The 20,531-nt window shown below is 70.0% G+C and carries 19 protein-coding genes; 13 read left to right on the plus strand and 6 right to left on the minus strand.

Translation table 11 applies throughout. The annotated features are described in order from the left end of the window. Nucleotides 1-5: 5 nt before the first annotated feature. The 4 genes from LXT13_RS24560 to LXT13_RS24575 are packed head-to-tail and all read right to left on the minus strand — an operon-like array spanning nucleotide 6 to nucleotide 2,869. The gene (locus LXT13_RS24560; protein WP_233374954.1) at nucleotides 6-932 is read right to left on the minus strand and encodes a glycosyltransferase family 2 protein; all 927 of its coding nucleotides are present in this window, start codon (nucleotides 930-932) and stop codon (nucleotides 6-8) included. Nucleotide 933: 1 nt separating this feature from the next. Beyond that, nucleotides 934-1,812, minus strand: coding sequence for a hydrolase 1, exosortase A system-associated (locus LXT13_RS24565; RefSeq protein WP_233374955.1), 879 nt, complete (start codon nucleotides 1,810-1,812; stop codon nucleotides 934-936). Further along, a complete protein-coding gene (locus tag LXT13_RS24570; protein ID WP_233374956.1) occupies nucleotides 1,809-2,615 on the minus strand; it encodes a hydrolase 2, exosortase A system-associated in 807 nt (268 codons plus the stop codon). The genes LXT13_RS24565 and LXT13_RS24570 overlap by 4 nt, the downstream gene beginning before the upstream one ends. After that, nucleotides 2,612-2,869: an acyl carrier protein gene (locus LXT13_RS24575; protein ID WP_233374957.1), complete on the minus strand. Its 258-nt coding sequence runs from the start codon at nucleotides 2,867-2,869 to the stop codon at nucleotides 2,612-2,614. The genes LXT13_RS24570 and LXT13_RS24575 overlap by 4 nt, the downstream gene beginning before the upstream one ends. Nucleotides 2,870-3,003: 134 nt before the next feature. Between LXT13_RS24575 and LXT13_RS24580 the strand changes: the two genes are divergently transcribed. Together LXT13_RS24580 and LXT13_RS24585 are read left to right on the plus strand one after the other, a co-directional pair. Beyond that, a complete protein-coding gene (locus LXT13_RS24580; RefSeq protein ID WP_233374958.1) occupies nucleotides 3,004-4,593 on the plus strand; it encodes an acyl-CoA ligase (AMP-forming), exosortase A system-associated in 1,590 nt (529 codons plus the stop codon). 7 nt (nucleotides 4,594-4,600) lie between these two features. Then, nucleotides 4,601-5,863, plus strand: a complete 1,263-nt coding sequence (locus tag LXT13_RS24585; protein WP_233374959.1) for a pyridoxal-dependent decarboxylase, exosortase A system-associated — start codon at nucleotides 4,601-4,603, stop codon at nucleotides 5,861-5,863. A 35-nt stretch (nucleotides 5,864-5,898) separates the two neighbouring features. Here LXT13_RS24585 and LXT13_RS24590 read toward each other — a convergent pair whose 3' ends face one another. Both LXT13_RS24590 and LXT13_RS24595 read right to left on the minus strand, forming a co-directional pair. Next, nucleotides 5,899-6,639, minus strand: a complete 741-nt coding sequence (locus LXT13_RS24590; RefSeq protein ID WP_233374960.1) for an arginyltransferase — start codon at nucleotides 6,637-6,639, stop codon at nucleotides 5,899-5,901. Then, the gene (locus LXT13_RS24595) at nucleotides 6,636-7,367 is read right to left on the minus strand and encodes a leucyl/phenylalanyl-tRNA--protein transferase (protein ID WP_233374961.1); all 732 of its coding nucleotides are present in this window, start codon (nucleotides 7,365-7,367) and stop codon (nucleotides 6,636-6,638) included. The genes LXT13_RS24590 and LXT13_RS24595 overlap by 4 nt, the downstream gene beginning before the upstream one ends. A gap of 23 nt (nucleotides 7,368-7,390) precedes the next feature. Here LXT13_RS24595 and LXT13_RS24600 point away from each other — a divergent pair, with 23 nt between their 5' ends. From LXT13_RS24600 to LXT13_RS28720, 11 genes are all read left to right on the plus strand, one after another. Continuing rightward, nucleotides 7,391-7,738 carry an arsenate reductase gene (locus tag LXT13_RS24600; protein ID WP_233374962.1) on the plus strand — a complete coding sequence of 116 codons (348 nt, stop codon included), beginning with the start codon at nucleotides 7,391-7,393 and terminating at the stop codon, nucleotides 7,736-7,738. Between the two features lie 209 nt (nucleotides 7,739-7,947). After that, nucleotides 7,948-9,096, plus strand: a complete 1,149-nt coding sequence (locus LXT13_RS24605; RefSeq protein ID WP_233375095.1) for an ammonium transporter — start codon at nucleotides 7,948-7,950, stop codon at nucleotides 9,094-9,096. A gap of 47 nt (nucleotides 9,097-9,143) precedes the next feature. Continuing rightward, nucleotides 9,144-9,848, plus strand: a complete 705-nt coding sequence (locus LXT13_RS24610) for a riboflavin synthase subunit alpha (protein ID WP_233374963.1) — start codon at nucleotides 9,144-9,146, stop codon at nucleotides 9,846-9,848. Between the two features lie 178 nt (nucleotides 9,849-10,026). Further along, nucleotides 10,027-10,119 carry a K(+)-transporting ATPase subunit F gene (kdpF, locus tag LXT13_RS24615; RefSeq protein WP_233374964.1) on the plus strand — a complete coding sequence of 31 codons (93 nt, stop codon included), beginning with the start codon at nucleotides 10,027-10,029 and terminating at the stop codon, nucleotides 10,117-10,119. Continuing rightward, a complete protein-coding gene (gene kdpA / locus LXT13_RS24620; RefSeq protein ID WP_233374965.1) occupies nucleotides 10,116-11,810 on the plus strand; it encodes a potassium-transporting ATPase subunit KdpA in 1,695 nt (564 codons plus the stop codon). Before kdpF ends, kdpA begins: the two co-directional genes overlap by 4 nt. After that, on the plus strand, nucleotides 11,807-13,861 hold the full coding sequence (kdpB, locus tag LXT13_RS24625; RefSeq protein WP_233374966.1) for a potassium-transporting ATPase subunit KdpB: 2,055 nt from the start codon (nucleotides 11,807-11,809) through the stop codon (nucleotides 13,859-13,861). The genes kdpA and kdpB overlap by 4 nt, the downstream gene beginning before the upstream one ends. Nucleotides 13,862-13,864: 3 nt before the next feature. Then, nucleotides 13,865-14,440 (plus strand): potassium-transporting ATPase subunit KdpC, encoded by a 576-nt coding sequence (gene kdpC, locus LXT13_RS24630; RefSeq protein ID WP_233374967.1) that lies wholly within the window; start codon nucleotides 13,865-13,867, stop codon nucleotides 14,438-14,440. 16 nt (nucleotides 14,441-14,456) lie between these two features. Continuing rightward, complete coding sequence (locus LXT13_RS24635) at nucleotides 14,457-15,431, plus strand: magnesium and cobalt transport protein CorA (RefSeq protein ID WP_233374968.1); 975 nt, start codon at nucleotides 14,457-14,459, stop codon at nucleotides 15,429-15,431. 18 nt (nucleotides 15,432-15,449) lie between these two features. Further along, a complete protein-coding gene (locus LXT13_RS24640; RefSeq protein WP_233374969.1) occupies nucleotides 15,450-18,128 on the plus strand; it encodes a DUF4118 domain-containing protein in 2,679 nt (892 codons plus the stop codon). A 17-nt stretch (nucleotides 18,129-18,145) separates the two neighbouring features. Then, complete coding sequence (locus LXT13_RS24645) at nucleotides 18,146-18,808, plus strand: response regulator (RefSeq protein ID WP_233375096.1); 663 nt, start codon at nucleotides 18,146-18,148, stop codon at nucleotides 18,806-18,808. 151 nt (nucleotides 18,809-18,959) lie between these two features. Then, nucleotides 18,960-20,522 carry a methyl-accepting chemotaxis protein gene (locus tag LXT13_RS28720; RefSeq protein WP_304622828.1) on the plus strand — a complete coding sequence of 521 codons (1,563 nt, stop codon included), beginning with the start codon at nucleotides 18,960-18,962 and terminating at the stop codon, nucleotides 20,520-20,522. The last annotated feature ends 9 nt before the right edge of the window (nucleotides 20,523-20,531 follow it).

Consider the following 20,531-nt stretch of genomic DNA (forward strand, 5'->3'; position numbering starts at 1 on the left):
GCGGCTCAGCGGGACAGCCAGCGCGCACGCGCGTAGTTCAGCCACACCCGCGGCGCGAGCGGCTCGTGGCCCAGCGCGATGCGGTAGAAGTCCAGCGCCGTCTCGCGCGAGCCGCCGGCCAGGTGCGCGTCGGCGAAGTTGCGCGCCGAGCGCGCCAGGCGCTGGCGCATCGTCGCCTCGGGAAGCCGCCGGCCGTCCGGGTTCTGCAGGCCCCAGCGGCGGTAGGCGCCGTCGAGGATGCGGTACTCGAAGTTCGTCGGGTTGACGGTGCGCGTGATGTTCTCGGTGTGCAGCCGATACAGCGCCAGCGACTCCGAGACGCCCTCCCATGGCGCCTCGTGCGCGAGCTTGAGCCACAGGTCGTAGTCCTGGCCCTTGCGCAGGCTGGGGTCGAAACCGCCGACCTTCTGCAGCAGGTCCTTGCGGGCCAGCACGGTGGAGGTCCAGACCTCGCAGTCCAGCAGCAGGTCGATGTAGAGCCAGCCGCTGCGCGCCGGTGCCGTGTCGCGCGCCTGGCAGGCGGCCAGGTGAGGCGCGGCGTCGGGGAAGGCCCCCGTTGCATCGGGCTCCCACAGCGAGAAGCGCGAGTACACCAGCGGCGCGCCGGCCTGCACGCGTTCCCACTGGCGGGCCAGCTTTTGCGGGTGCCAGTAGTCGTCGGCATCCAGGAAGGCCACATGATCGGCGCGGGCCGCCTCGATGCCGCGATTGCGCGCGACGGCCGAGCCCTGGTTGGCCTGTTCGATGAGGCGCACGCGGTCGCCGAAGGCGCGCACGCGGGCAACCGTGTCGTCGCGCGAACCGTCGTCCACGACGATGACCTCGATGGCCGGGCCGGTCTGCGCCAGTGCCGAAGCCAGCGCTTCGTCGATGAAGCGCGCGCTGTTGTAGGCCGGCACGATGACCGATATCTGGGGGGCGGCGTCGGCCATGTTAGAGGTCTCCATGGGGCTGCGTCGCGAGCGTGCTCAGCCAGTCGGCCGTGGCGGCCTCGACCGCCTGCTGGTGGGCGAGCGTCGAGAAGGTGTGGTCGGCGTCCGGCAGGTCCAGTCGCTGCACGCGTGGCGCCGTCAGCAGGCCCTGCCACGCCGGGGCCTGGCGGGTGTAGTCGATGAACTCCTGGGCCGTGTAGTCTTCGCCGCTGAGGATGAGCAGCGTGGCGCCGGTGTGGGCCTGCAGGCCGGCGGCCATGCGCTCCTGGAAGCTGCGGTTGTCAGCCGCTCGACCGGCGCCACGCGCCAGACGCAGGTTGCCGGCCAGCGTGCGCAGCGCGGTCAGCCCCACGCCGCCGCGCAGGAGCTTCAACCAGAACTCCGGCTGGCGCAGCCGGCGACCATAGTAGTGCTTGACATGGGTCTGCGCCAGCGTGGCGGCCGAGCGGGCCCAGGGATTCAGCAGGGCCATGCCGGCCACGCGGGCGTCGCGGGTGGACTCCACGTAAAGCAGCGCGGCCGAGGCGGCATCGCACAGGCCCCACAGCACGACGCGCCGCAGCGCCGGGCACGCGGCCAGCAGCGCGTCAATGGCTGCAGCGATGTCGGCCTGCACCGCGAGGAAGTCGCGCTGTTCATCGACCCGGCCCGGGCTGTCGCCCATGCTGCGGTAGTCGAAGCGCAGCGCGGTAAAGCCCTGGCTGGCCAGGTGGCGGGCGAGCAACGTGAACTGGCGGTGGCTGCCGGCGCGGTACTGTGGTCCGCCCACGACGATCAGCACGCCCACGTCGGCCGGTGCGCCCTCGGGCTCGGCCAGGATGCCCACCAGCCGCTGGCCCTCGCAGTCGATGCACAGCACCGATTCTCGTGAGGCGCTCATGCCAGCGCCTCTACAGTTCGGGCGATCAGCGCCGGCGCCAGTTCGATCTCAGTCGTGGACCAGAAGCTCGGGCCCTGCACGCCCTGGGCGCGCACCGTCCAGCCGGCGTCCTGCCAGGCCTTGACGGCCTGCTCGCCGGCGGGCGTCAGCGTGGCGTCCTCGCGGGTGCCGAGCTCCATCCATTCGACTCGGCCCGGCACGCCGGCGGGGGCCAGCCGGGCGGCTTCCAGCCCCGAGGCCAGCGCCGCGCCGAGCGTGTAGCCGGCCACCTCGACGCTGCGGCCGGAGGCCAACTCGGCCTTCATCTGCTCCATCAGGCCCTTGCTGGCGCCGCCGGCCATCTCGGCGGCGAGCTTCAGGCGCAGGAACTGCTGCAGCGCCAGCTTGCCGCTGCCCATCGGCTGCCAGAACAGGTGGTTGACCGGCCGGCCCCAGTCGCCGACAGCCAGCAGCGCGCCGGCACGCAGGCCCCATAGCCACAGCGGCGCCTCGCCGGGGGCCCGACGGTCCAGTTCGGCCAGCGCCAGCCGCACGTCGTCCTGCCAGTCGGCCCAGCGGGCCGCGCCGAAGTCGGCCGACGAATCGCCGCAGCCGCGCAGGTCGATCTGCAGCACCGCGTGACCCGCCTCGGCGAGCGCCCGGCAGGCGAGGGCGGCCATGCGGCGTGACTTGTTCATCTCCTCCGCGAACGGGTGCAGGTAGAGCAGCTTGCTGCGCGGACTGCCGGCCGGTGCGTGGAAGAGGCACAGCCGCTGCTCGCCTTCCGCGGCGGGCAGGAAGAAGACGTCGGCGTCGAGGGTCACCCCAGGCGGGCCGCGACGAAGTCGGCCAGCGAACCCACGGTGGCGAAGGTGTCGCCATCGATGTCGTCATCGTCGACGGTGAGGCCCAGCTGCTCCTCCAGGGCGGTGATGAGGCTGACGACGGCCATCGAGTCCAGCTCGGGCACGGCGCCGAGCAGCGCGGTGTCGCGGGTGAAGGTCTGGGCGCGGCCGTTCAGGCTCAGCACGTCGTCGAGAAGCCTCAGCACGTGGCTGAGTACCTGGGCTTGGTCCATGGATGTGGCGTAAAAAATGCAGCCGCGCAGTTTAGCGGGCTGGCCCCTCGGCTCCGGGGGCGGGCACCCCTTGCACCTGGGGGCGCGTGAGATACTTTTTTCACTCTTGCGCCCCCTTTCGACATCGCCGTTCCATGCCCGAATCAACCCTGCTGAACGAGTTGGTGGCCATTGCCGCCGAGCGCGCGCCCGACGCCCCGGCCCTGACCTATGGCGGGTCGACGCTCGGTTATGGCGCTTTGGATACCGCCGTGCGCGGTTTTGCCAGCGGCCTGATGGCGCTGGGGCTGGCGCGGGGCGAGCGTGTTGCGATTTACCTCGAGAAGCGCTTCGAGACCGTCGTCGCCAGTTTCGGCGCGCCAGCGGCCGGTGGCGTGTTCGTGCCGTTGAACCCGCTGCTCAAGGCGGAGCAGGTGGGCTTCATCCTGCGCGACTGCGACGTGCGCGTGCTGGTCACGTCGCCCGAGCGGCTGGCCCAGCTGGGTGACGTGCTGACGCAGTGCCCGTCGCTGCGCCATATCGTGCTGACGAGCGGTGCTGGCTCGGCGCCGGTGCCCGTGCATGACTGGGCCGAGCTGCTAGCGGCGCCCGTGCGGGCGGGCCATCGCGTCATCGACACCGACGTCGCGGCCATCCTCTACACGTCCGGCTCCACGGGCCGGCCCAAGGGCGTCGTGCTGTCTCACCGCAACATGGTGGCCGGCGGCAAGAGCGTGGCCAGCTACCTGGAGAACCGCGCCAGTGACACGCTGCTGGCGGCGCTGCCGCTGTCCTTCGATGCCGGTTTCAGCCAGCTGACGACCGGCTTCCACAGCGGTGCCCGCGTCGTGCTGCTGAACTACCTGCTGCCGCGCGATGTACTGAAGGCCATGGAGCGCGAGAAGGTGACGGGCCTGACGGCCGTGCCGCCGCTCTACATCCAGCTGACGCAGCTGGAGTGGCCTGCCGCCATCGACCAGCACATGCGCTACTTCGCCAACACCGGCGGCCGCATGCCGCGGGCGACGCTGGACCTGCTGCGCGCCAAGGTGCCATCAGCGAAGCCCTTCCTGATGTACGGCCTGACCGAGGCCTTCCGCTCGACCTATCTGCCGCCCGAGGAGGTGGACCGCCGGCCCGACTCGATCGGCAAGGCCATCCCGAACGCCGAGATCCTCGTGCTGCGCGAGGACGGCTCGGAATGCGCGCCCGACGAGCCGGGCGAGCTGGTGCATCGCGGCGCCCTCGTCGGCATGGGCTACTGGAACGACCCGGAGAAGACGGCCGAGCGCTACAAGCCGCTGCCCGTCGGCGTGGGCGGCCGCGAGGGCGGGCTGCAACTGCCCGAGTTCGCGGTGTTCTCGGGCGACACGGTGCGGCGCGATGCCGAGGGTTTCCTGTACTTCGTCGGCCGCCGTGACGAGATGATGAAGACCTCGGGCTACCGCGTGAGCCCCACCGAGGTCGAAGAGGTCCTCTACGCGACCGGCCTCGTCGGTGAATGCGTGGCCTTCGGCGTGGACCACGACACGCTGGGCCAGGCCATTCAGGTCATCGCGACGCCGCCCGAGGGCGACGCTGCGCTGGACATCGCAGCACTGATGGCTGCCTGTAAGGCCCGCATGCCGGCCTACATGGTGCCGCACGGCATCGACGCCCGCAGCGGCCCGCTGCCACGCAATCCCAACGGCAAGATCGACCGCAAGACTCTGTCGACCGACTGGGCCGAACGCCATCCCGCCTGATCTCTGCATGAGCGAAACCACTTCCCCGAAGCGTGCGCTGGAGCACGCGCCCGTCCTCTTCCCGCGCAGTGAACGCGGCGAGCTGCTGGTCGGCGGCCAGCGGCTGTCGGTGCTGGCAGAGCGCGTCGGCCAGACGCCGTTCTACGCCTATGACCGCGGCCTGCTTCAACGTCGCATTGCCGAGTTGCGTGCCGCGCTGCCGCAAGGCATCGAACTGCACTACGCGATGAAGGCCAACCCGATGCCGGCGCTGGTGCAGCTGATGGCCGGTCTCGTGGATGGCATCGACGTGGCATCGGCCGGGGAGTTGCAGGTGGCGCTGAACGCCGGCTCCGACCCGCATGAAATCAGCTTCGCTGGGCCGGGCAAGCGCGACATCGAGCTGGGGCAGGCGGTGGCAGCCGGCGTGCTCGTCAACGTGGAGTCCGTGCGCGAACTGAAGGTGCTGGCAGCGGCGTCGCAGCGGCTGGGCCTGCCGGCCCGCGTCGCACTGCGCGTGAACCCTGACTTCGAGCTGAAGGGCTCGGGCATGCGCATGAGCGGCGGGCCCAAGCAGTTCGGCATTGACGCCGAGACGGTGCCCGACGTGCTGGCCCAGGTCGGCGCGCTGGCAGGCGATGGCGTGGCGTTCGAAGGTTTCCACCTGTTCGCCGGCTCGCAGAACCTGAAGGCCGAGGCGATCTGCGAGGCGCAGCAGAAGAGCTACGAGCTGGCCTTGCGCCTCGCCAAGGCTGCGCCTGCGCCGGTGAAGTTCCTGAACCTGGGCGGCGGTTTCGGTATCCCGTACTTCCCCGGCGAGAGCCGGCTTGACCTGGCGCCCATCGCGGCCAACCTGGCCGCGCTTCAGGCGCGGGCGAAGGTGGATCTGCCGGCGGCGAAGCTGGTCATCGAGTTGGGTCGTTACTTCGTCGGCGAGGCGGGCGTCTATGTCAGTCGCATCGTGGACCGCAAGGTGTCGCGCGGCCAGGTGTTCCTGGTGGCCGACGGCGGCCTGCACCACCACCTGTCGGCGTCAGGCAACTTCGGCCAGGTGCTGCGTAAGAACTACCCGGCATCCATTGAGCCGCAGGGGCGCGTCGAGACGGCCACGGAGCCGGCCAGCGTCGTCGGCCCGCTGTGCACGCCGCTGGACCTGCTGGCCGACCGCATGGACATGGCGCGCGGCAACGTGGGGGACCTGGCGGTCGTCTACCAGAGCGGCGCGTATGGGCGCAGCGCGAGCCCGGAGGGCTTCCTTGGGCATCCGGCCTGTGTGGAAGTGCTGGTCTAGCAGCCGGCGCGACCGTACCGTCTGCTGCGCCGGCCCTAGGGTTCGACGGCGTCCGTCCAGACGCCGTTCTGCAGGATCTGGTGGGGCCTGAAGCCCGACTTGTAGGCCATCTTGGGGCTCTCTTCGATCCAGTAGCCTAGGTAGACGTGGCTGAGCTTCAGATCGCGCGCCTGCTGGATCTGCCACAGTACGCCGTAGGTGCCGAAGCTGCCTTCCACGTCGGGGTCGTAGAAGGTGTAGACCGCCGACAGCCCGTCGCTGAGGATGTCGAGGATAGACACCATGCGCAGCGGCGAGCTGCCGTCCGGCAGCGTCTCGCGGAACTCCACGAGGCGAGAGTTGATGCGGCTTTGCAGCAGGAACTGCGTGTATTGGTCGACGCTGTCATGGTCCATGCCGCCGCCGCTGTGGCGGCCGGCCTGGTAGCGCAGGTAGAGGGCATAGTGCTCGGGCGAGTAGCCTAGGCGCATGACCTTGGCCTGCAGGTGGCGATGCGTCTTCAGCGCCCGCTTCTGGCTGCGCGTGGGCTGGAAGGTGGCCACGGGTACGCGCAGCGCGATGCAGGCGCGGCATTGGTCGCAATAGGGGCGGTACGTGAACAGCCCGCTGCGGCGAAATCCGGCGGCCACGAGGTTGGAGTACGCGTCGGCGTGGATCAGGTGGCTGGGCGTCGCGACCTGCGAGCGCGCCTGGCGGCCCGGCACGTAGCTGCACGGATAGGCGGCCGTGGCGTAGAACTGGATCTGCGCAAGCGGCAGTTCTTTCGGGTGGGTCACGTGGGGTCGAGAAGCCTGTGCCAGTGGTCTGAATGATAGGTCCAGGGCCCCGGTGATGGGTCCTCCACATGCGCGCCCAGGTGGGCTTCGAACACGTTTCGCGGGACTTCGGCGGCGCCCAGAGATGCGAGGTGACGCGTGTTTTGCTGGCAGTCGATCCATGGGATGTCGAAGCTGCGACACAGGCACACGAGCGCGCACAGCGCGATCTTGGACGCGTCGGTGCGCCGCATGAACATCGACTCGCCGTAGAACATGCGGCCGAGGTTCACGCCGTACAGGCCGCCGGCCAGTTCGCCACCGATCCACGTCTCCACGCTGTGCATGGCCGGCCAGGCCAGGTAGGCGGCTTGCAGCTCTGGGACGATCCAGGTGCCGCTTTGGCCCTCGCGGGGCGCGCTCGCGCAGGCGCGGAGCACGGCGGCGCGGTCGTGATCGATGCGGATCTCGCAGCCGGGCGTTGCGGCGAAGCGCTGCACCGTCTTGCGCAGCGATCGGGAGAGCTTGAAGTCGGCCGTCTTCAGCACCATGCGCGGGTCCGGCGCCCACCACAGCGGCGGCTGACCGGGGCTGTACCACGGGAAGATGCCGCGCCGGTAGGCGGCCGCCAGGCGCTCCGGCGTCAGCGTGCCGCCGGCGGCCAGCAGGCCGGGCGCGTCGGTGTCGGCGCCGAGCGCACGGCGGCTGGGCGGGAAGTCCAGCGAATCTTCATCCAGCCAGTCGATCATGCGGACATGGTACGGTCGTCGCCATGATCACCGTCTATGGCATCCCGAACTGCGACACCGTCAAGAAGGCCCGCACCTGGCTGGCCGACCGCGGGCTGGAGGTCGTGTTCCACGATTTCAAGAAGCAGGGCGTTCCCGCCGAGCTGCTGCCGGCGTGGCTGCAGACCTTCGGGCGCGACAAGCTCATCAATCGCACCGGCACGACCTGGCGCAAGCTGGACGACGCCGCCAAGGCCGCGGTCATTGACGATGCCAGCGCGATCTCGCTGATGCGGATGCTGCCCAGCGTCATCAAGCGCCCGGTCGTCCGCTGGCCGGATGGCCGCTGGACGCTCGGATTTAGTGCGCACGAGTTCGAGAAGAGTGCGTAGACGCACCAAGTGGGTTCAATCTAATGTTTGAAGTGCGCGCCCATCACGGTGCGCAGTGCCTTCATTTCGGGCATTGAACTTGCGTTTCCGGTGCGTTCCGGTTCGGCCTGGTGCGTGGTGCGCGGGTCTGGAGCCGGTGGGCGGAGACATAGTTGGAGTCATCGATCAAGCAGGGCGCGGACGCGCTCTTCATCCTGTTGGGCGCCATCATGGTGCTCGCCATGCATGCGGGGTTTGCCTTCCTGGAGCTGGGCACCGTCCGCAAGAAGAACCAGGTCAATGCGCTGGTGAAGATTCTCGTGGACTTCGCCGTGTCGACGCTGGCGTATTTCCTCGTGGGTTATCTCGTCGCCTACGGCACGCACTTCTTCACCGGCGCCGAGACGCTGGCGCAGAAGAACGGCTACGAGTTGGTGAAGTTCTTCTTCCTGCTGACCTTCGCCGCGGCCATTCCGGCCATCGTGTCGGGCGGCATCGCCGAGCGCGCCCGCTTCGGCCCGCAGCTGGCCGCGACGTCCGTCATCGTCGGTTTCGTCTATCCCTTCTTCGAAGGCATCGCCTGGAACCAGGCGTTCGGCATCCAGGGCTGGCTGAAGGCTGTAACCGGCGCCGAGTTCCATGACTTCGCCGGCAGCGTCGTCGTGCATGCCGTGGGCGGCTGGATCGGCCTGGCCGCGGTGCTGCTGCTGGGCCCGCGGTTGAACCGGTACCGCAAGGATGGCGCGATGAGCGCCCATCCGCCGTCCAGCATCCCCTTCCTCGCCTTGGGCGCCTGGGTGCTGACGGTGGGCTGGTTCGGTTTCAACGTGATGAGCGCACAGACGCTGGAGAAGATGTCCGGCCTCGTCGCTGTCAACTCGCTGATGGCCATGGTTGGCGGCACGCTGGTGGCCGTGCTGCTGGGCCGCAACGACCCCGGCTTCGCCTACAACGGCCCGCTGGCCGGGCTCGTGGCCGTCTGCGCCGGGTCGGACGTCATGCATCCGCTGGGCGCCCTGGTGACGGGCGGCGTGGCGGGCTGGGTGTTCGTGCAGTTCTTCACTCTGACGCAGAACCGCTGGAAGATCGACGACGTGCTGGGCGTGTGGCCGTTGCACGGCCTGTGCGGGGCTTGGGGTGGTATCGCCTGCGGCATCTTCGGGCAGCGGGCGCTGGGGGGCATTGGCGGCGTCAGCTTCGGCGCACAGCTGGCCGGCACGCTGGGCGGTGTCGCCTGGGCGCTGGCGGGCGGCTTCGTCGTCTATGGCGCCATCAAGCGCATCACCGGCCTGCGGCTCGGCGCCGAGGAGGAGTTCGAGGGCGCCGACCTGTCCATCCACAAGATCGGCGCGACGCCCGACCGCGAGGTCAGCTGGTAAGCTGACTCGCGTCTCCGCAACAAGGCCTCCGCGGGAGGCCTTTTTCCATGTTCACAGGCATAGTCCAGGGCGTCGCCCATGTCGACGCCATCGAGGCCCGCGAGGGCCTGCACACGCTGCACCTGAAGTTCCCCGAGGGCTTCGACGACGACCTGGCCATCGGCGCCAGCGTATCCTGCGACGGCGTGTGCCTGACCGTCACCGAGCGTCCGGCGCCGGGTATCGCCAGCTTCGACGTGATGGCGCAGACGCTGAAGCTCACGACGCTGGGCGGCCTGTGGGTGGGCTCGGGGCTAAACGTGGAACGCGCGGCCCGTGAGGGCGTCGAGATCGGCGGGCATCCGCTGTCGGGCCATGTGGACGTGTCGGCCCGCATCGCCGAGATCCGCAAGCCCGACAACAACCACGTCATCCGCTTCGCTCTGCCCGCGCCGTGGATGCGCTACGTGTTCGCCAAGGGCTACATCGGCGTCAACGGTTGCAGCCTGACGGTGGCCGAGGCGCAGCGCGAGCGTGACGGCTCAGGCTGGTTCGAGGTGTGGCTTATTCCCGAGACGCTGCGCATGACGACCTTTGGCGACAAGGCCGTGGGCGATGCCGTGCATCTCGAGATTGAGCGCAGCACGCAGGTCGTCGTCGATACGGTGCGCGACGCGCTGGACGAGAAGCTGGGACCCCTACTGCCGGTGCTGGAAGCCATCGCGCGGGAGCGTGGCATCGAACTGACTCAGGTCACCCTTCCGAAGTCTTGATGCTTTCTTGATGCCGCCCGCCGCGATCTTGTCGGCGGTTTGACGGCGCGATTTCCAGAATCACCTCCATCGTCATTGGAGGTGTCATGGACATCGTTTTTCTCGGTCTCGTCGCCGCGCTGGCGCTGCTAACGGGTCTCGCCGCCTGGGGCTGCGAGCGCCTGGCGGGGAGGAAGTCATGACCGGCTTCGAACTCGCCGCCGCGGTGCTCGTCGTCGGGCTGGTCGGTTATCTGTTCTGGGCGTTGCTGTTCCCGGAGGACTTGTCATGAGTACCTCCGCGGGATTGCAGCTCTCGGCGTTCCTCGTCGTGCTGTTCGCGCTGGCCTGGCCACTGGCGCGCTGGGTCCACGCCGTCATGGACGGCCGCGTCGCCGCGCTGCGGCGCGCCGAGCGTCCGCTGCTCAAGCTGGCCGGCGTGGATGCCGAGTCCGAGCAGGGCTGGCTGGGCTACGCCCTCGGCCTGCTGGTGTTCAACCTGCTGGGCGTCCTCGCCGTGTATGCGCTGCAGCGCCTTCAGCCGTGGCTTCCCTGGAACCCGCAGCACTTCGGCGCCGTGTCGCCCGACTCGGCCTTCAACACGGCCGTCAGCTTCGTCACCAACACGAACTGGCAGGGCTATGGCGGCGAGACGACCATGAGCCACGGCACGCAGATGCTCGGCCTGACGGTGCAGAACTTCCTGTCCGCCGCCACCGGTATGGCCGTCGTCATGGCGCTGATGCGCGGCTTTGCGAGGCACAGCGTGCAGACGGTCGGCAACGTCTGGGCCGACCTGACTCGCGCGACGTTGTGGGTGCTGCTGCCGCTCTCCTTCGTCTTCGCGCTCGCGCTGGCGGGCCTCGGCGTCGTGCAGACGCTGTCGGCCAGCCAGCCGGTCGTGACGCTGGAGGGTGCGCAGCAGACGCTGTCCCTGGGCCCTGTCGCGTCTCAGCTCGCGATCAAGATGCTGGGCACGAATGGCGGCGGCTTCTTTAACGCGAACTCGGCCCACCCGTTCGAGAACCCGACGGTCGTGACCAACGCGCTGCAGATGCTGTCCATCTTCCTGATCCCGACGGCGCTGTGCTTCGTGCTGGGCCGCCAGGTCGGCGACATGCGGCAAGCCTGGGCGCTGCTGGGCGCGATGACGGTGATCTTCGTCGTGGCCGTCATCGCGACGACGGCGGCCGAGCAGGCCGGCAACCCAGTGCTGACCGCGCTGGGCGCGGACCCGGCGGGCGGCAACATGGAAGGCAAGGAGGTGCGCTTCGGCATTGACGCGTCGTCACTGTTCGCCGTCATCACGACGGCCGCCAGCTGCGGGGCCGTCAACGCGATGCACGATAGCTTCACGCCGCTGGGCGGCCTCGTGCCGCTGGTGATGATGCAGCTGGGTGAGGTCGTCTTCGGCGGCGTCGGCGCGGGCCTGTACGGCATGCTGGTGTTCGCGCTGCTGGCCGTCTTCGTGGCGGGCCTGATGATCGGTCGCACGCCGGAGTACGTCGGCAAGAAGATCGAGGCCTTCGACATGAAGATGGTGTCGCTGGCCATCCTGCTGACGCCGCTGGTCGTGCTGGCCGGCACCGCGCTGGCCGTCGTCACGGCGCCGGGCCGCGCCGGCATCGCCGCGCCGGGCGCTCACGGCTTCAGCGAGGTGCTGTACGCGCTGTCCTCCGTGGGCAACAACAACGGCAGCGCGTTCGCCGGCCTGTCGGCCAACACGCCGTTCTACAACCTGCTCACGGGGCTCGTGATGTGGGTCGGGCGTTTCGGTGTCATCGTGCCGGTGCTGGCGCTGGCCGGCTCGCTGGCGCGCAAGAAGCGCCTGGTAGCGGGCGAGGGCACGTTGCCCACGCACGGCCCGCTGTTCGTCGTCCTGCTCCTCGGCGTCGTGCTGCTGGTGGGCCTGTTGAACTACGTGCCGGCGTTGGCCCTGGGGCCGGTCGTCGAGCACTTCATCCTGTGGGGGGCTCAGCCATGAGTCGCGCCGGATTCTCGTTGTTCGACCCGGCGCTGACGCGCGCCGCGCTGGTCGAGTCATTCCGCAAGCTGGACCCGCGCACGCAACTGCGCAACCCGGTGATGTTCGTCGTCTACCTCGGCAGCCTGTTCACGACGGCGCTGGCGGCGGCGCAGCCGGGCGGCTTCGTCATCGCTGTGGCCGTGTGGCTGTGGTTCACCGTGCTGTTCGCCAACTTCGCCGAGGCGCTGGCCGAGGGCCGCAGCAAGGCCCAGGCCGCGTCGCTGCGCGGCCTGAAGAAGGAGACCTGGGCCAAGGTCGTCGACGGCTGGGCGCCCGGCGTCGCGCGCGACGGCCTGGCCTGGCACCCTCGCGAGGCGGGCACGCTGCGCCGCGGCGAGTTCGTGCTGATCGAGGCAGGCGACGTGGTGCCGGCCGACGCCGAGGTCGTCGATGGCGTCGCGTCCGTGGACGAAAGCGCCATCACCGGCGAGTCGGCGCCAGTGATCCGCGAGAGCGGTGGTGACTTCTCCGCGCTGACCGGTGGCACCCGCGTGTTGTCCGACTGGGTGGTCGCTCGCGTCGCCGTAAACCCGGGCGAGACCTTCGTCGACCGCATGATCGCGATGGTCGAAGGCGCGCAGCGCAAGCGCACGCCCAACGAGATCGCGCTGACCATCCTGCTCGTCGCGCTGACGCTGGTGTTCCTGGGCGTCGTCGCGACGCTGCTGCCGTTCTCTCAGTTCAGCGTGGCGGCGGCGGGCGCTGGCGAGCCGGTAAGCCTCGTCGTGCTGGTTGCGCTGTTGGTGTGCTTGATCCCGACGACCATCGCCGGCCTGCTGTCGGCCGTCGGCGTGGCGGGCATGAGCCGCATGCTGCAGGCCAACGTCATCGCGACCTCGGGCCGCGCCGTCGAAGCCGCCGGCGACGTGGACGTGCTTCTTTTGGACAAGACTGGCACCATCACGCTGGGCAACCGCCAGGCCGACGCGTTCTGGCCCGTGGCCGGCGCCTCGGAGGCGCAGCTGGCCGAGGCCGCGCGGCTGGCGTCGCTGGCCGACGAGACGCCCGAAGGCCGCAGCATCGTCGCGCTGGCGGACCGCCAGTTCGGCCAGCCCGCGGCGGCGGTCCAGCGCGGCGAGTTCATCGCGTTCACCGCGCAGACGCGCATGAGCGGTGTCAATCTCGGCGCGCGCCAGATCCGCAAGGGCGCCGGCAGCGCCGTGCGGGCTCACGTCGAGAGCCTTGGCGGCCGCTGGCCGGCGAGCGTGCAGGCGGCCGTGGACGAAGCGGCGCGCCGCGGCAGCACGCCGCTGGTCGTTGCCGATGGATCACAGGTGCTGGGCGTCGTCGAGCTGAAGGACATCGTCAAGCCCGGCATCAAGGAGCGGTTCGCCCAGCTGCGCCGCATGGGCATCAAGACGGTGATGGTCACCGGCGACAACCGGCTCACGGCCGCGGCCATCGCGGCCGAGGCGGGTGTGGACGACTTCCTCGCCGAGGCGACGCCCGAGGCCAAGCTGGCTCTGATCCGCGACTACCAGGCGCAAGGCCGGCTCGTCGCGATGACCGGCGACGGCACCAACGACGCGCCCGCGCTGGCCCAGGCCGACGTTGCCGTGGCGATGAATACCGGCACGCAGGCAGCCAAGGAGGCCGGCAACATGGTGGACCTGGACAGCAACCCGACCAAGCTCATCGAGGTGGTGGAGACTGGCAAGCAGATGCTGATGACGCGTGGGTCGCTGACGACTTTCTCCATCGCCAACGACCTGGCCAAGTACTTCGCCGTGCTGCCCGCGGCCTTCGTGTCCACCTACCCGCAGCTGTCGGCGCTGAACGTCATGCGGCTGCACAGCCCGGACTCGGCCATCCTGAGCGCCGTCATCTTCAACGCGCTGATCATCGTCGTGCTGATCCCGCTGGCGCTGCAAGGCGTGCGCTACCGAGCCATCGGTGCCGCCGCGCTGTTGCGCCGCAACCTGCTGGTCTACGGCCTGGGCGGTGTCCTCGTGCCGTTCGTTGGCATCAAGGCCATCGACCTTCTGCTCACCGCCTTTCACCTCGCCTGAATCATGAACACGCAACTCCGTCCCGCAATCACGCTCTTCGTCGTGCTGAGCCTCGTCACCGGCCTGGCCTATCCGCTGGTCGTGACCGGTCTCGCCCAAGGCCTGTTCCCGCAGGCCGCCAACGGCAGCCTGGTCGAGCATTCGGGTCGACCCGTAGGCTCGTCGCTGGTCGGCCAATCCTTCACTCAGCCGGGCCACTTCTGGGGCCGGCCGTCGGCGGTGAACGACGACGCCACGAACTCGGGCGGCTCCAACCTCGCGCCGACGGCACCGGCGCTGGCCGAGGCCGTCAAGGCACGCATTGCCGCGCTGCGTGCCGCCGACCCCGGCAACACCGCGCCCGTGCCGGTGGACCTCGTCACCGCATCGGCCAGCGGGCTGGACCCGCACATCAGCCGCGCCGCGGCCGACTACCAGGCCGCCCGCGTCGCCCGCGTACGCGGTCTGCCGGTCGAACAGGTGAGGGCGTTCGTCGCTCGGCTGGCCGAAGGCCCGGTGCTGGGCTTCATCGGTGAGCCGCGCGTCAACGTGCTGGCGCTCAACCTCGCGCTGGAGCGTGAGACGATGCCCGTACGATGACTTCGCAGATTGCCGAATGCTGATCAACAGCGCCATGTACGACGATGGCCATGTCGTCGCCGAGCCCGGTTTGGACCGCATCGCCGCAGCCTTGCAGGCGCGACCGACCGGTTTCGTCTGGGTCGCGCTGAAGGACCCGACCGACGAGGAGCTGACCCGCCTGCAGCAGGAGCTGGACCTGCCGCCGTTGGCCGTCGAGGACGCCCGCAAGGGCCACCAGCGGCCCAAGCTGGAGGAATACGGCGACCTGCTGTTCGCCGCCATGCACCTGCTGGAGGACGGCGCGGACGGTAGCCCGCAAGTGGGCGAGGTGCACGTCTTCGTCGGCCAGCGGTTCGTCGTGTCGGTGCGCCACCGCAGCGACCACGGCTTTCTCGGCGTGCGCGGCCGGGCCGAGCGCGAGCCGCACCTTCTGCAGCTGGGGCCGGGCTTCGTGTTCTACGCGCTGATGGATGCCGTCGTGGACCGCTACTTCCCGCTCATCGACGCCGTCGAGGAGGAGCTGGAGCAGCTGGAGGGCCACATGTTCGAGACCGGGCAGGACCGCCAAGCCGTCGTGCGGCAGCTGTTCGGCCTGAAGCAGCGCCTGGCCACGCTGCGCCACGCCGTCACGCCTCTGCTGGAGGTCACGTCCAAGCTGCATGGCGGGCGTGTGCCGGCGGCGTGCACGGCCATCCAGGACTATTTCCGCGACGTCTACGACCATCTGCTGCGCATCCAGGCCAGCATCGACGCCGCGCGCGAAACCATCATCGCGGCCACTCAGGTGAACCTGACGCTGGTGACCATCGACGAATCCCTCGTCACCAAGCGGTTGGCCGCGTGGGCCGCAATCTTTGCGGCCTCCACGGCGCTGGCCGGCATCTGGGGCATGAATTTCGAGAAGATGCCGGAGCTGAAATGGGCCTTCGGCTATCCGATGGCATTGGGCGCGATCGCGCTGGTCAGCGGCGCGCTGTACTGGCGCTTCAAGCGCCTCGGGTGGCTGTAGACATGGGGCAGGCCCGTTGTGGTTGACAGCCGCCCCGACCCCGATGCGCTGCTGGCCCGGGTCCAACGCGACGAGGCCGCTGCGCGGCGCGGCCGGCTGAAGATCTTCTTTGGCGCCAATGCCGGCGTCGGCAAGACCTTCGCGATGTTGGCCGCCGCGCATTCGGTGCTCAAGCACGGCCGTGCCGTCGCGGTGGGCGTGGTGGAGACGCATGGCCGGGCCGACACTGAGGCCATCGCCCGGGACCTGGTGCGGCTGCCGCTGAAGGCCGTGGCCCACCGTGGCCAGACGCTGCGCGAGTTCGACCTCGACGCTGCGCTGGCCTGGGGCCGCGGCCTGCCGGGCGGCGTGCTGCTGCTGGACGAACTGGCACACACCAACGCGCCCGGCTCGCGCCATGCCAAGCGTTGGCAGGACGCGCAGGAGCTGTGCGAGGCCGGCGTGGAGGTCTGGACGACGCTGAACGTGCAGCACCTTGAGAGCCTGAACGACGTGGTCGGCGGCATCACGGGCATCCGCGTGTGGGAGACGGTGCCGGACCGCGTCTTCGATGAGGCCGACGAGGTCGTCGTCGTGGACCTGCCGCCGGACGAGCTGCTGCAGCGCCTGAAGGAGGGCAAGGTCTACCTGCCCGCGCAGGCCGAGCGGGCGGCCAGCCATTTCTTCCGCAAGGGCAACCTGCTGGCGCTGCGCGAGCTGGCGCTGCGGCGCACGGCCGACCGCGTCGACGAGGAGATGCAGGCCTATCGCCGTGAGCAGGGGGCGGCGGCGGTGTGGCCCAACCGCGAGTCGCTGCTGGCCTGCGTGGGCGCCGGCGCGGCCAGCGACAAGGTCGTGCGCAGCGCCGCCCGGCTGGCTCAGCAGCTGGGGCTGGACTGGCACGCGGTGCATGTGGAGACAGCGTGGTCGCTCGGCGACGCGGGCCGGCAGCGCGTGCAGCGCACGCTGGCGCTGGCGCAGAGCCTGGGCGCGCGCACGGCAGTGCTGTCGGCGCCGGAGGCCGCGGCCGCGCTGGTGGGCTATGCCCGCGAGCACAACCTGGCGCGGCTGGTTGTCGGCAGGCGTGAGCGGGCCTGGCGATGGCCGGGGCGCCCGGCCCTGACCGAGTCGTTGAGTCGGCTGGCCGGTGAGATCGATGTGCTGCAGGTGGCCCTGCCCACCGCGGAGGCTCGCGACCGCGAGCCGGCCGTGCCGCCGGCGCAGGGGCTGCTGGCGCGCCAGGCGCTGCGCGGCTACGTGGCAGCCACAGTCGGCGTCGCGCTGACCACCGTGCTGGCCGAGGGCCTGCTGCGCTTCATCGCGCCCACCAACATCGCGATGCTCTACCTGCTCGTAGTCGTCGGCGTGGCGCTGTGGTTCGGCCGCGCACCGGCCGCGGTGGCGGCGCTGCTCAGCGTCGCGGCGTTCGATTTCGTGTTCGTGGAGCCGCGTTGGTCCTTCGTCGTCGGCGACGCGCAATACCTCGTGACCTTCGCCGTGCTGCTGCTGGTGGGCCTGGTGATCGGCCAACTGGCGGCCGGGCTTCAGGCGCAGGCGCAGGCGGCGCAGGAACGCGAGCGACGCGTGCGAGGGTTGTATGCGATGTCGCGCGACCTCGGCGCGGCGCTGGTGCCCGAGCAGGTGGCGGAGATCGCTGCGCGCTTCCTGCGGGCCGAGTTCGGCGTCGCCTCGGCGGTGCTGGCGCCGCCGCTGGCCGCTCCACCGGGCCGCGAGGTGCTGGCTGTGCTGGGGCCGGCGAGCGTCGCGCCGGACCTGGGCGTGGCGCAATGGGCCTTCGACCACGGCCAGCCGGCCGGGCAGGGCACGGATACGCTGCCCGGCAGCGCATGCCTGATGCTGCCGCTGAAGGCGCCGATGCGCCTGCGTGGCGTGCTGGCGGTGCAGGGGCGCGGCCCGCGCTGGTCGCCCGAGGAGCGCGAGCTGCTCGACACCTGCGCCGCGCTGCTGGCCATCTCGCTGGAGCGCATCCACTACATCGACGTGGCGCAGCAGAGCACGCTGCAGATCGAGAGCGAGCGGCTGCGCAATTCGTTACTGACGGCAATCTCGCATGACTTGCGCACGCCGCTTGCCGCGTTGGTGGGCCTGGCCGATGCGCTGCAGCTAACGCCGCTGCAGCCACAGCAGGCGGAGGTGGCGGGGGCCATGCGCCGCTCGGCGCTGCGCATGAGCGCGCTGGTGGCCAACCTGCTGGACATGGCGCGGCTGCAGTCCGGTGCTGTGCAGCTCAACCGCCAGTGGCTGCCGCTGCAGGAGGTGGTGGGCAGCGCGCTGGCCAGCGTCGAGGAGACGTTGGCCGGCCGCGACGTGACCGTGGCGCTGCCGGCCGACCTGCCGCTGGTGCAGCTGGACGCTGTGCTGATCGAGCGGGTGCTTGTCAACCTGCTCGAGAACGCGGCCAAGTACGCACCCGGGCCCATCCGCATCGCGGCACGCGTGGCGGGGCGGCATCTGGAGCTGGACGTGGCCGACCAGGGGCCGGGCTTCCCCGCCGGGCGCGAGGCGCAGCTGTTCGAGAAGTTCGAGCGCGGCGACCGCGAGAGCGCCACGCCGGGCGTGGGCCTGGGGCTGGCCATCTGCAAGGCCATCGTCGAGGCGCATGGTGGTCGCATCAGCGCCCACAATCTGCCGGCCGGTGGGGCCTGCGTGCGCGTGGAGCTGCCGCTGGGTCAACCGCCACAGGAGCTCGCCGTTTGAACGCCGCCCGCGTACTGATGATCGAAGACGAACCGGAGATCCGCCGCTTCGTCCGCATGGCGCTGGAGAGCGAGGGCCTGGAGGTGCACGAGGCGGCGACGCTGCAGCGCGGCCTCATCGATGCCGCCACGCGCCGGCCCGAGCTGGTAGTGCTGGACCTGGGCCTGCCCGACGGCGACGGGCTGGACTTCATCCGCGAGTTCCGTGGCTGGTCGACTGCGCCAGTCGTCGTGCTGTCGGCACGCGACGGCGAGGACCGCAAGGTGCAGGCGCTGGACGTCGGCGCCGACGACTACCTCGTCAAGCCCTTCGGCGTGGCCGAGCTGTTGGCGCGCGTGCGCGTGCAGCTGCGCCGGCACGGCGGCGGCAACGCCGGCGAGCCGGTGATGCGGTTCGGCGATGTGGCCGTGGACCGCGCGCTGCGCACCGTCACGCGCGGCGGCGAGGAGCTCCACCTCACGCCGATTGAGTACCGGCTGCTGCAGGAGCTGTGCAATGCCCCGGGCCGCGTGCTGACCCACCAACACCTGCTGAAGGCGGTCTGGGGCCCCGGCCATGCCGACGACGTGCACTACGTGCGCGTGCACATGGCCAACCTGCGCAAGAAGATCGAGGCCGACGCCAACCGCCCGCAGTGGATCGTCACCGAGGCCGGCGTCGGCTACCGTCTCAAGACCTGACCTGTCGAGAGCCCGGCGCGTGTAGGTGAATTGCCTACGGCAAGAAGCGCCAACGCTGCGCACGCGCCTCAGGTATCGCAGGCTCGCCGCCTTGCGCCTGGCTGCCGAAGATGCCGACTCATGCGATGACGACCAACCTGAGGAGGCCGCCATGTCGTTCTGGAACCAACTGTCGGTGAAGAGCAAGCTGATCGCTGCCTTCGGTCTGCTGGTGCTGATGATCTTGGGCATCGGCGGCGCCTCTTTGCAGTCCTTCAAAGAGGATGGCGAGCGGTTCTCCGCGTATGTGCAGGGTATCGAGGCGCGTGCCGCCCAGGCCAACCAGGTGCGGCTGGCCGTTGACCGCCGTGCCATCGCCGCCCGCAATCTCGTGCTGGTGACCGGCGCCGCCGACCTCGCCGTCGAGAAGACCGAGGTGCTGGCCGCAGTGACGGACGTGGGCCGGGCGTTGGCGGCGCTGCAGGCCTCGTCCGGCCAGCCCGGCGTGCCGGCCGAGGCGCGCGAGCGCATTGCCGAGATCGCGCGTGTCGAGTCGCAGTACGCGCCGGCGGCCGAGGCCATCGTGGCGCTGGCGCTGTCGGGCGATCGCGAAGCGGCGATCCGGCAGATGAACACCCGCTGCCGACCGCTGCTGGCTGCGTTGATCAGGGCGACGAACGACTACCTGCACTACACGGCGCAAACGTCGGCCCGCGTCGTCGCCGAGACGGACGAACTGCATGCGCAGCGCATGGCCTGGCTGGCCGGCGCCTGCGTCTTCATCGTGCTGGCGGCGGCGGCCGCTGCCTGGCGCATCACGCGAGGCATCGTCGTGCCGCTGCAGGAAGCCGTCACGCTGATCGACGAGGTGGCGCGCGGCAACCTGGACCTGCAGGTGCGTGTCGAGACCGGCGACGAATTCAGCCACCTGCTGCGTTCTATCGCTGCGATGCAGGGCGGCCTGCGCGACCTGGTCGCCAGCGTTCGTCAGGGTGCCGACAGCTTGTCGCTGGCCAGCGCTGAGATCGCCCAGGGCAACCATCACCTGTCCTCGCGCACGGAGCATCAGGCCAGCGCGCTGCAACAGACCGCGGCGTCCATGGAGCAACTGGGAGTGACGGTGCGCATGAATGCCGACAACGCGAGCGAGGCCAGCCGTCTGGCCGAGGCCGCCAGCACGGTCGCGCGCCAGGGCGGTCAGGCCGTGGAGCGGGCGGTACGGACGATGCAGGGCATCAGCCAGGCCAGCCAGCGCATTGGCGAGATCACGGGCGTCATCGACAGCATCGCATTCCAGACCAACATCCTCGCGTTGAACGCGGCCGTGGAAGCGGCGCGGGCCGGTCAGGAGGGTCGCGGCTTCGCCGTCGTCGCCGGCGAGGTGCGCGCGCTCGCGCAGCGCAGCGCCGAGGCGGCCAAGGAGATCCGCGTGTTGATCGCCGACAGCGTGTGCCGCGTCGAGACCGGTGCAGCGCAGGTGGGCGAGGCCGGCACGACGATGCTGGATGTCGTGGCCAGCATCGGCCGTGTGGCGGCCATCATGGGCGAGATCAGCAGCGCCAGCGCCGAGCAGCGCGAGGGCGTGGGTCAGGTGGGCGGCGCCGTGACGAGCATGGACCGCGCCACGCAGCAGAACGCTGCGCTCGTCGAGGAGATGGCGGCCGCTGCCTCCAGCCTCAAGTCGCAGGCGGTGGAGCTGGTTCGCGCGGTGGGCATGTTCCGCTTGTCGCGCTGAAGCGCGCTG

The organism is Pelomonas cellulosilytica, from assembly GCF_021353265.1.
GTDB lineage: Bacteria > Pseudomonadota > Gammaproteobacteria > Burkholderiales > Burkholderiaceae_C > Pelomonas > Pelomonas cellulosilytica.

Coding starts and splice junctions, on each gene's coding strand:
- kdpB (WP_233374966.1), top strand. CDS start 11,807: ATGAGTCGCGCCGGATTCTCGTTGTTCGACCCGGCGCTGACGCGCGCC.
- LXT13_RS24600 (WP_233374962.1), top strand. CDS start 7,391: ATGATCACCGTCTATGGCATCCCGAACTGCGACACCGTCAAGAAGGCC.
- kdpA (WP_233374965.1), top strand. CDS start 10,116: ATGAGTACCTCCGCGGGATTGCAGCTCTCGGCGTTCCTCGTCGTGCTG.
- LXT13_RS24605 (WP_233375095.1), top strand. CDS start 7,948: ATGGTGCTCGCCATGCATGCGGGGTTTGCCTTCCTGGAGCTGGGCACC.
- LXT13_RS24645 (WP_233375096.1), top strand. CDS start 18,146: ATGATCGAAGACGAACCGGAGATCCGCCGCTTCGTCCGCATGGCGCTG.
- kdpC (WP_233374967.1), top strand. CDS start 13,865: ATGAACACGCAACTCCGTCCCGCAATCACGCTCTTCGTCGTGCTGAGC.
- LXT13_RS24610 (WP_233374963.1), top strand. CDS start 9,144: ATGTTCACAGGCATAGTCCAGGGCGTCGCCCATGTCGACGCCATCGAG.
- LXT13_RS24585 (WP_233374959.1), top strand. CDS start 4,601: ATGAGCGAAACCACTTCCCCGAAGCGTGCGCTGGAGCACGCGCCCGTC.
- LXT13_RS28720 (WP_304622828.1), top strand. CDS start 18,960: ATGTCGTTCTGGAACCAACTGTCGGTGAAGAGCAAGCTGATCGCTGCC.
- LXT13_RS24560 (WP_233374954.1), bottom strand. CDS start 932: ATGGCCGACGCCGCCCCCCAGATATCGGTCATCGTGCCGGCCTACAAC.
- LXT13_RS24575 (WP_233374957.1), bottom strand. CDS start 2,869: ATGGACCAAGCCCAGGTACTCAGCCACGTGCTGAGGCTTCTCGACGAC.
- LXT13_RS24595 (WP_233374961.1), bottom strand. CDS start 7,367: ATGATCGACTGGCTGGATGAAGATTCGCTGGACTTCCCGCCCAGCCGC.
- LXT13_RS24635 (WP_233374968.1), top strand. CDS start 14,457: ATGCTGATCAACAGCGCCATGTACGACGATGGCCATGTCGTCGCCGAG.
- LXT13_RS24580 (WP_233374958.1), top strand. CDS start 3,004: ATGCCCGAATCAACCCTGCTGAACGAGTTGGTGGCCATTGCCGCCGAG.
- kdpF (WP_233374964.1), top strand. CDS start 10,027: ATGACCGGCTTCGAACTCGCCGCCGCGGTGCTCGTCGTCGGGCTGGTC.
- LXT13_RS24565 (WP_233374955.1), bottom strand. CDS start 1,812: ATGAGCGCCTCACGAGAATCGGTGCTGTGCATCGACTGCGAGGGCCAG.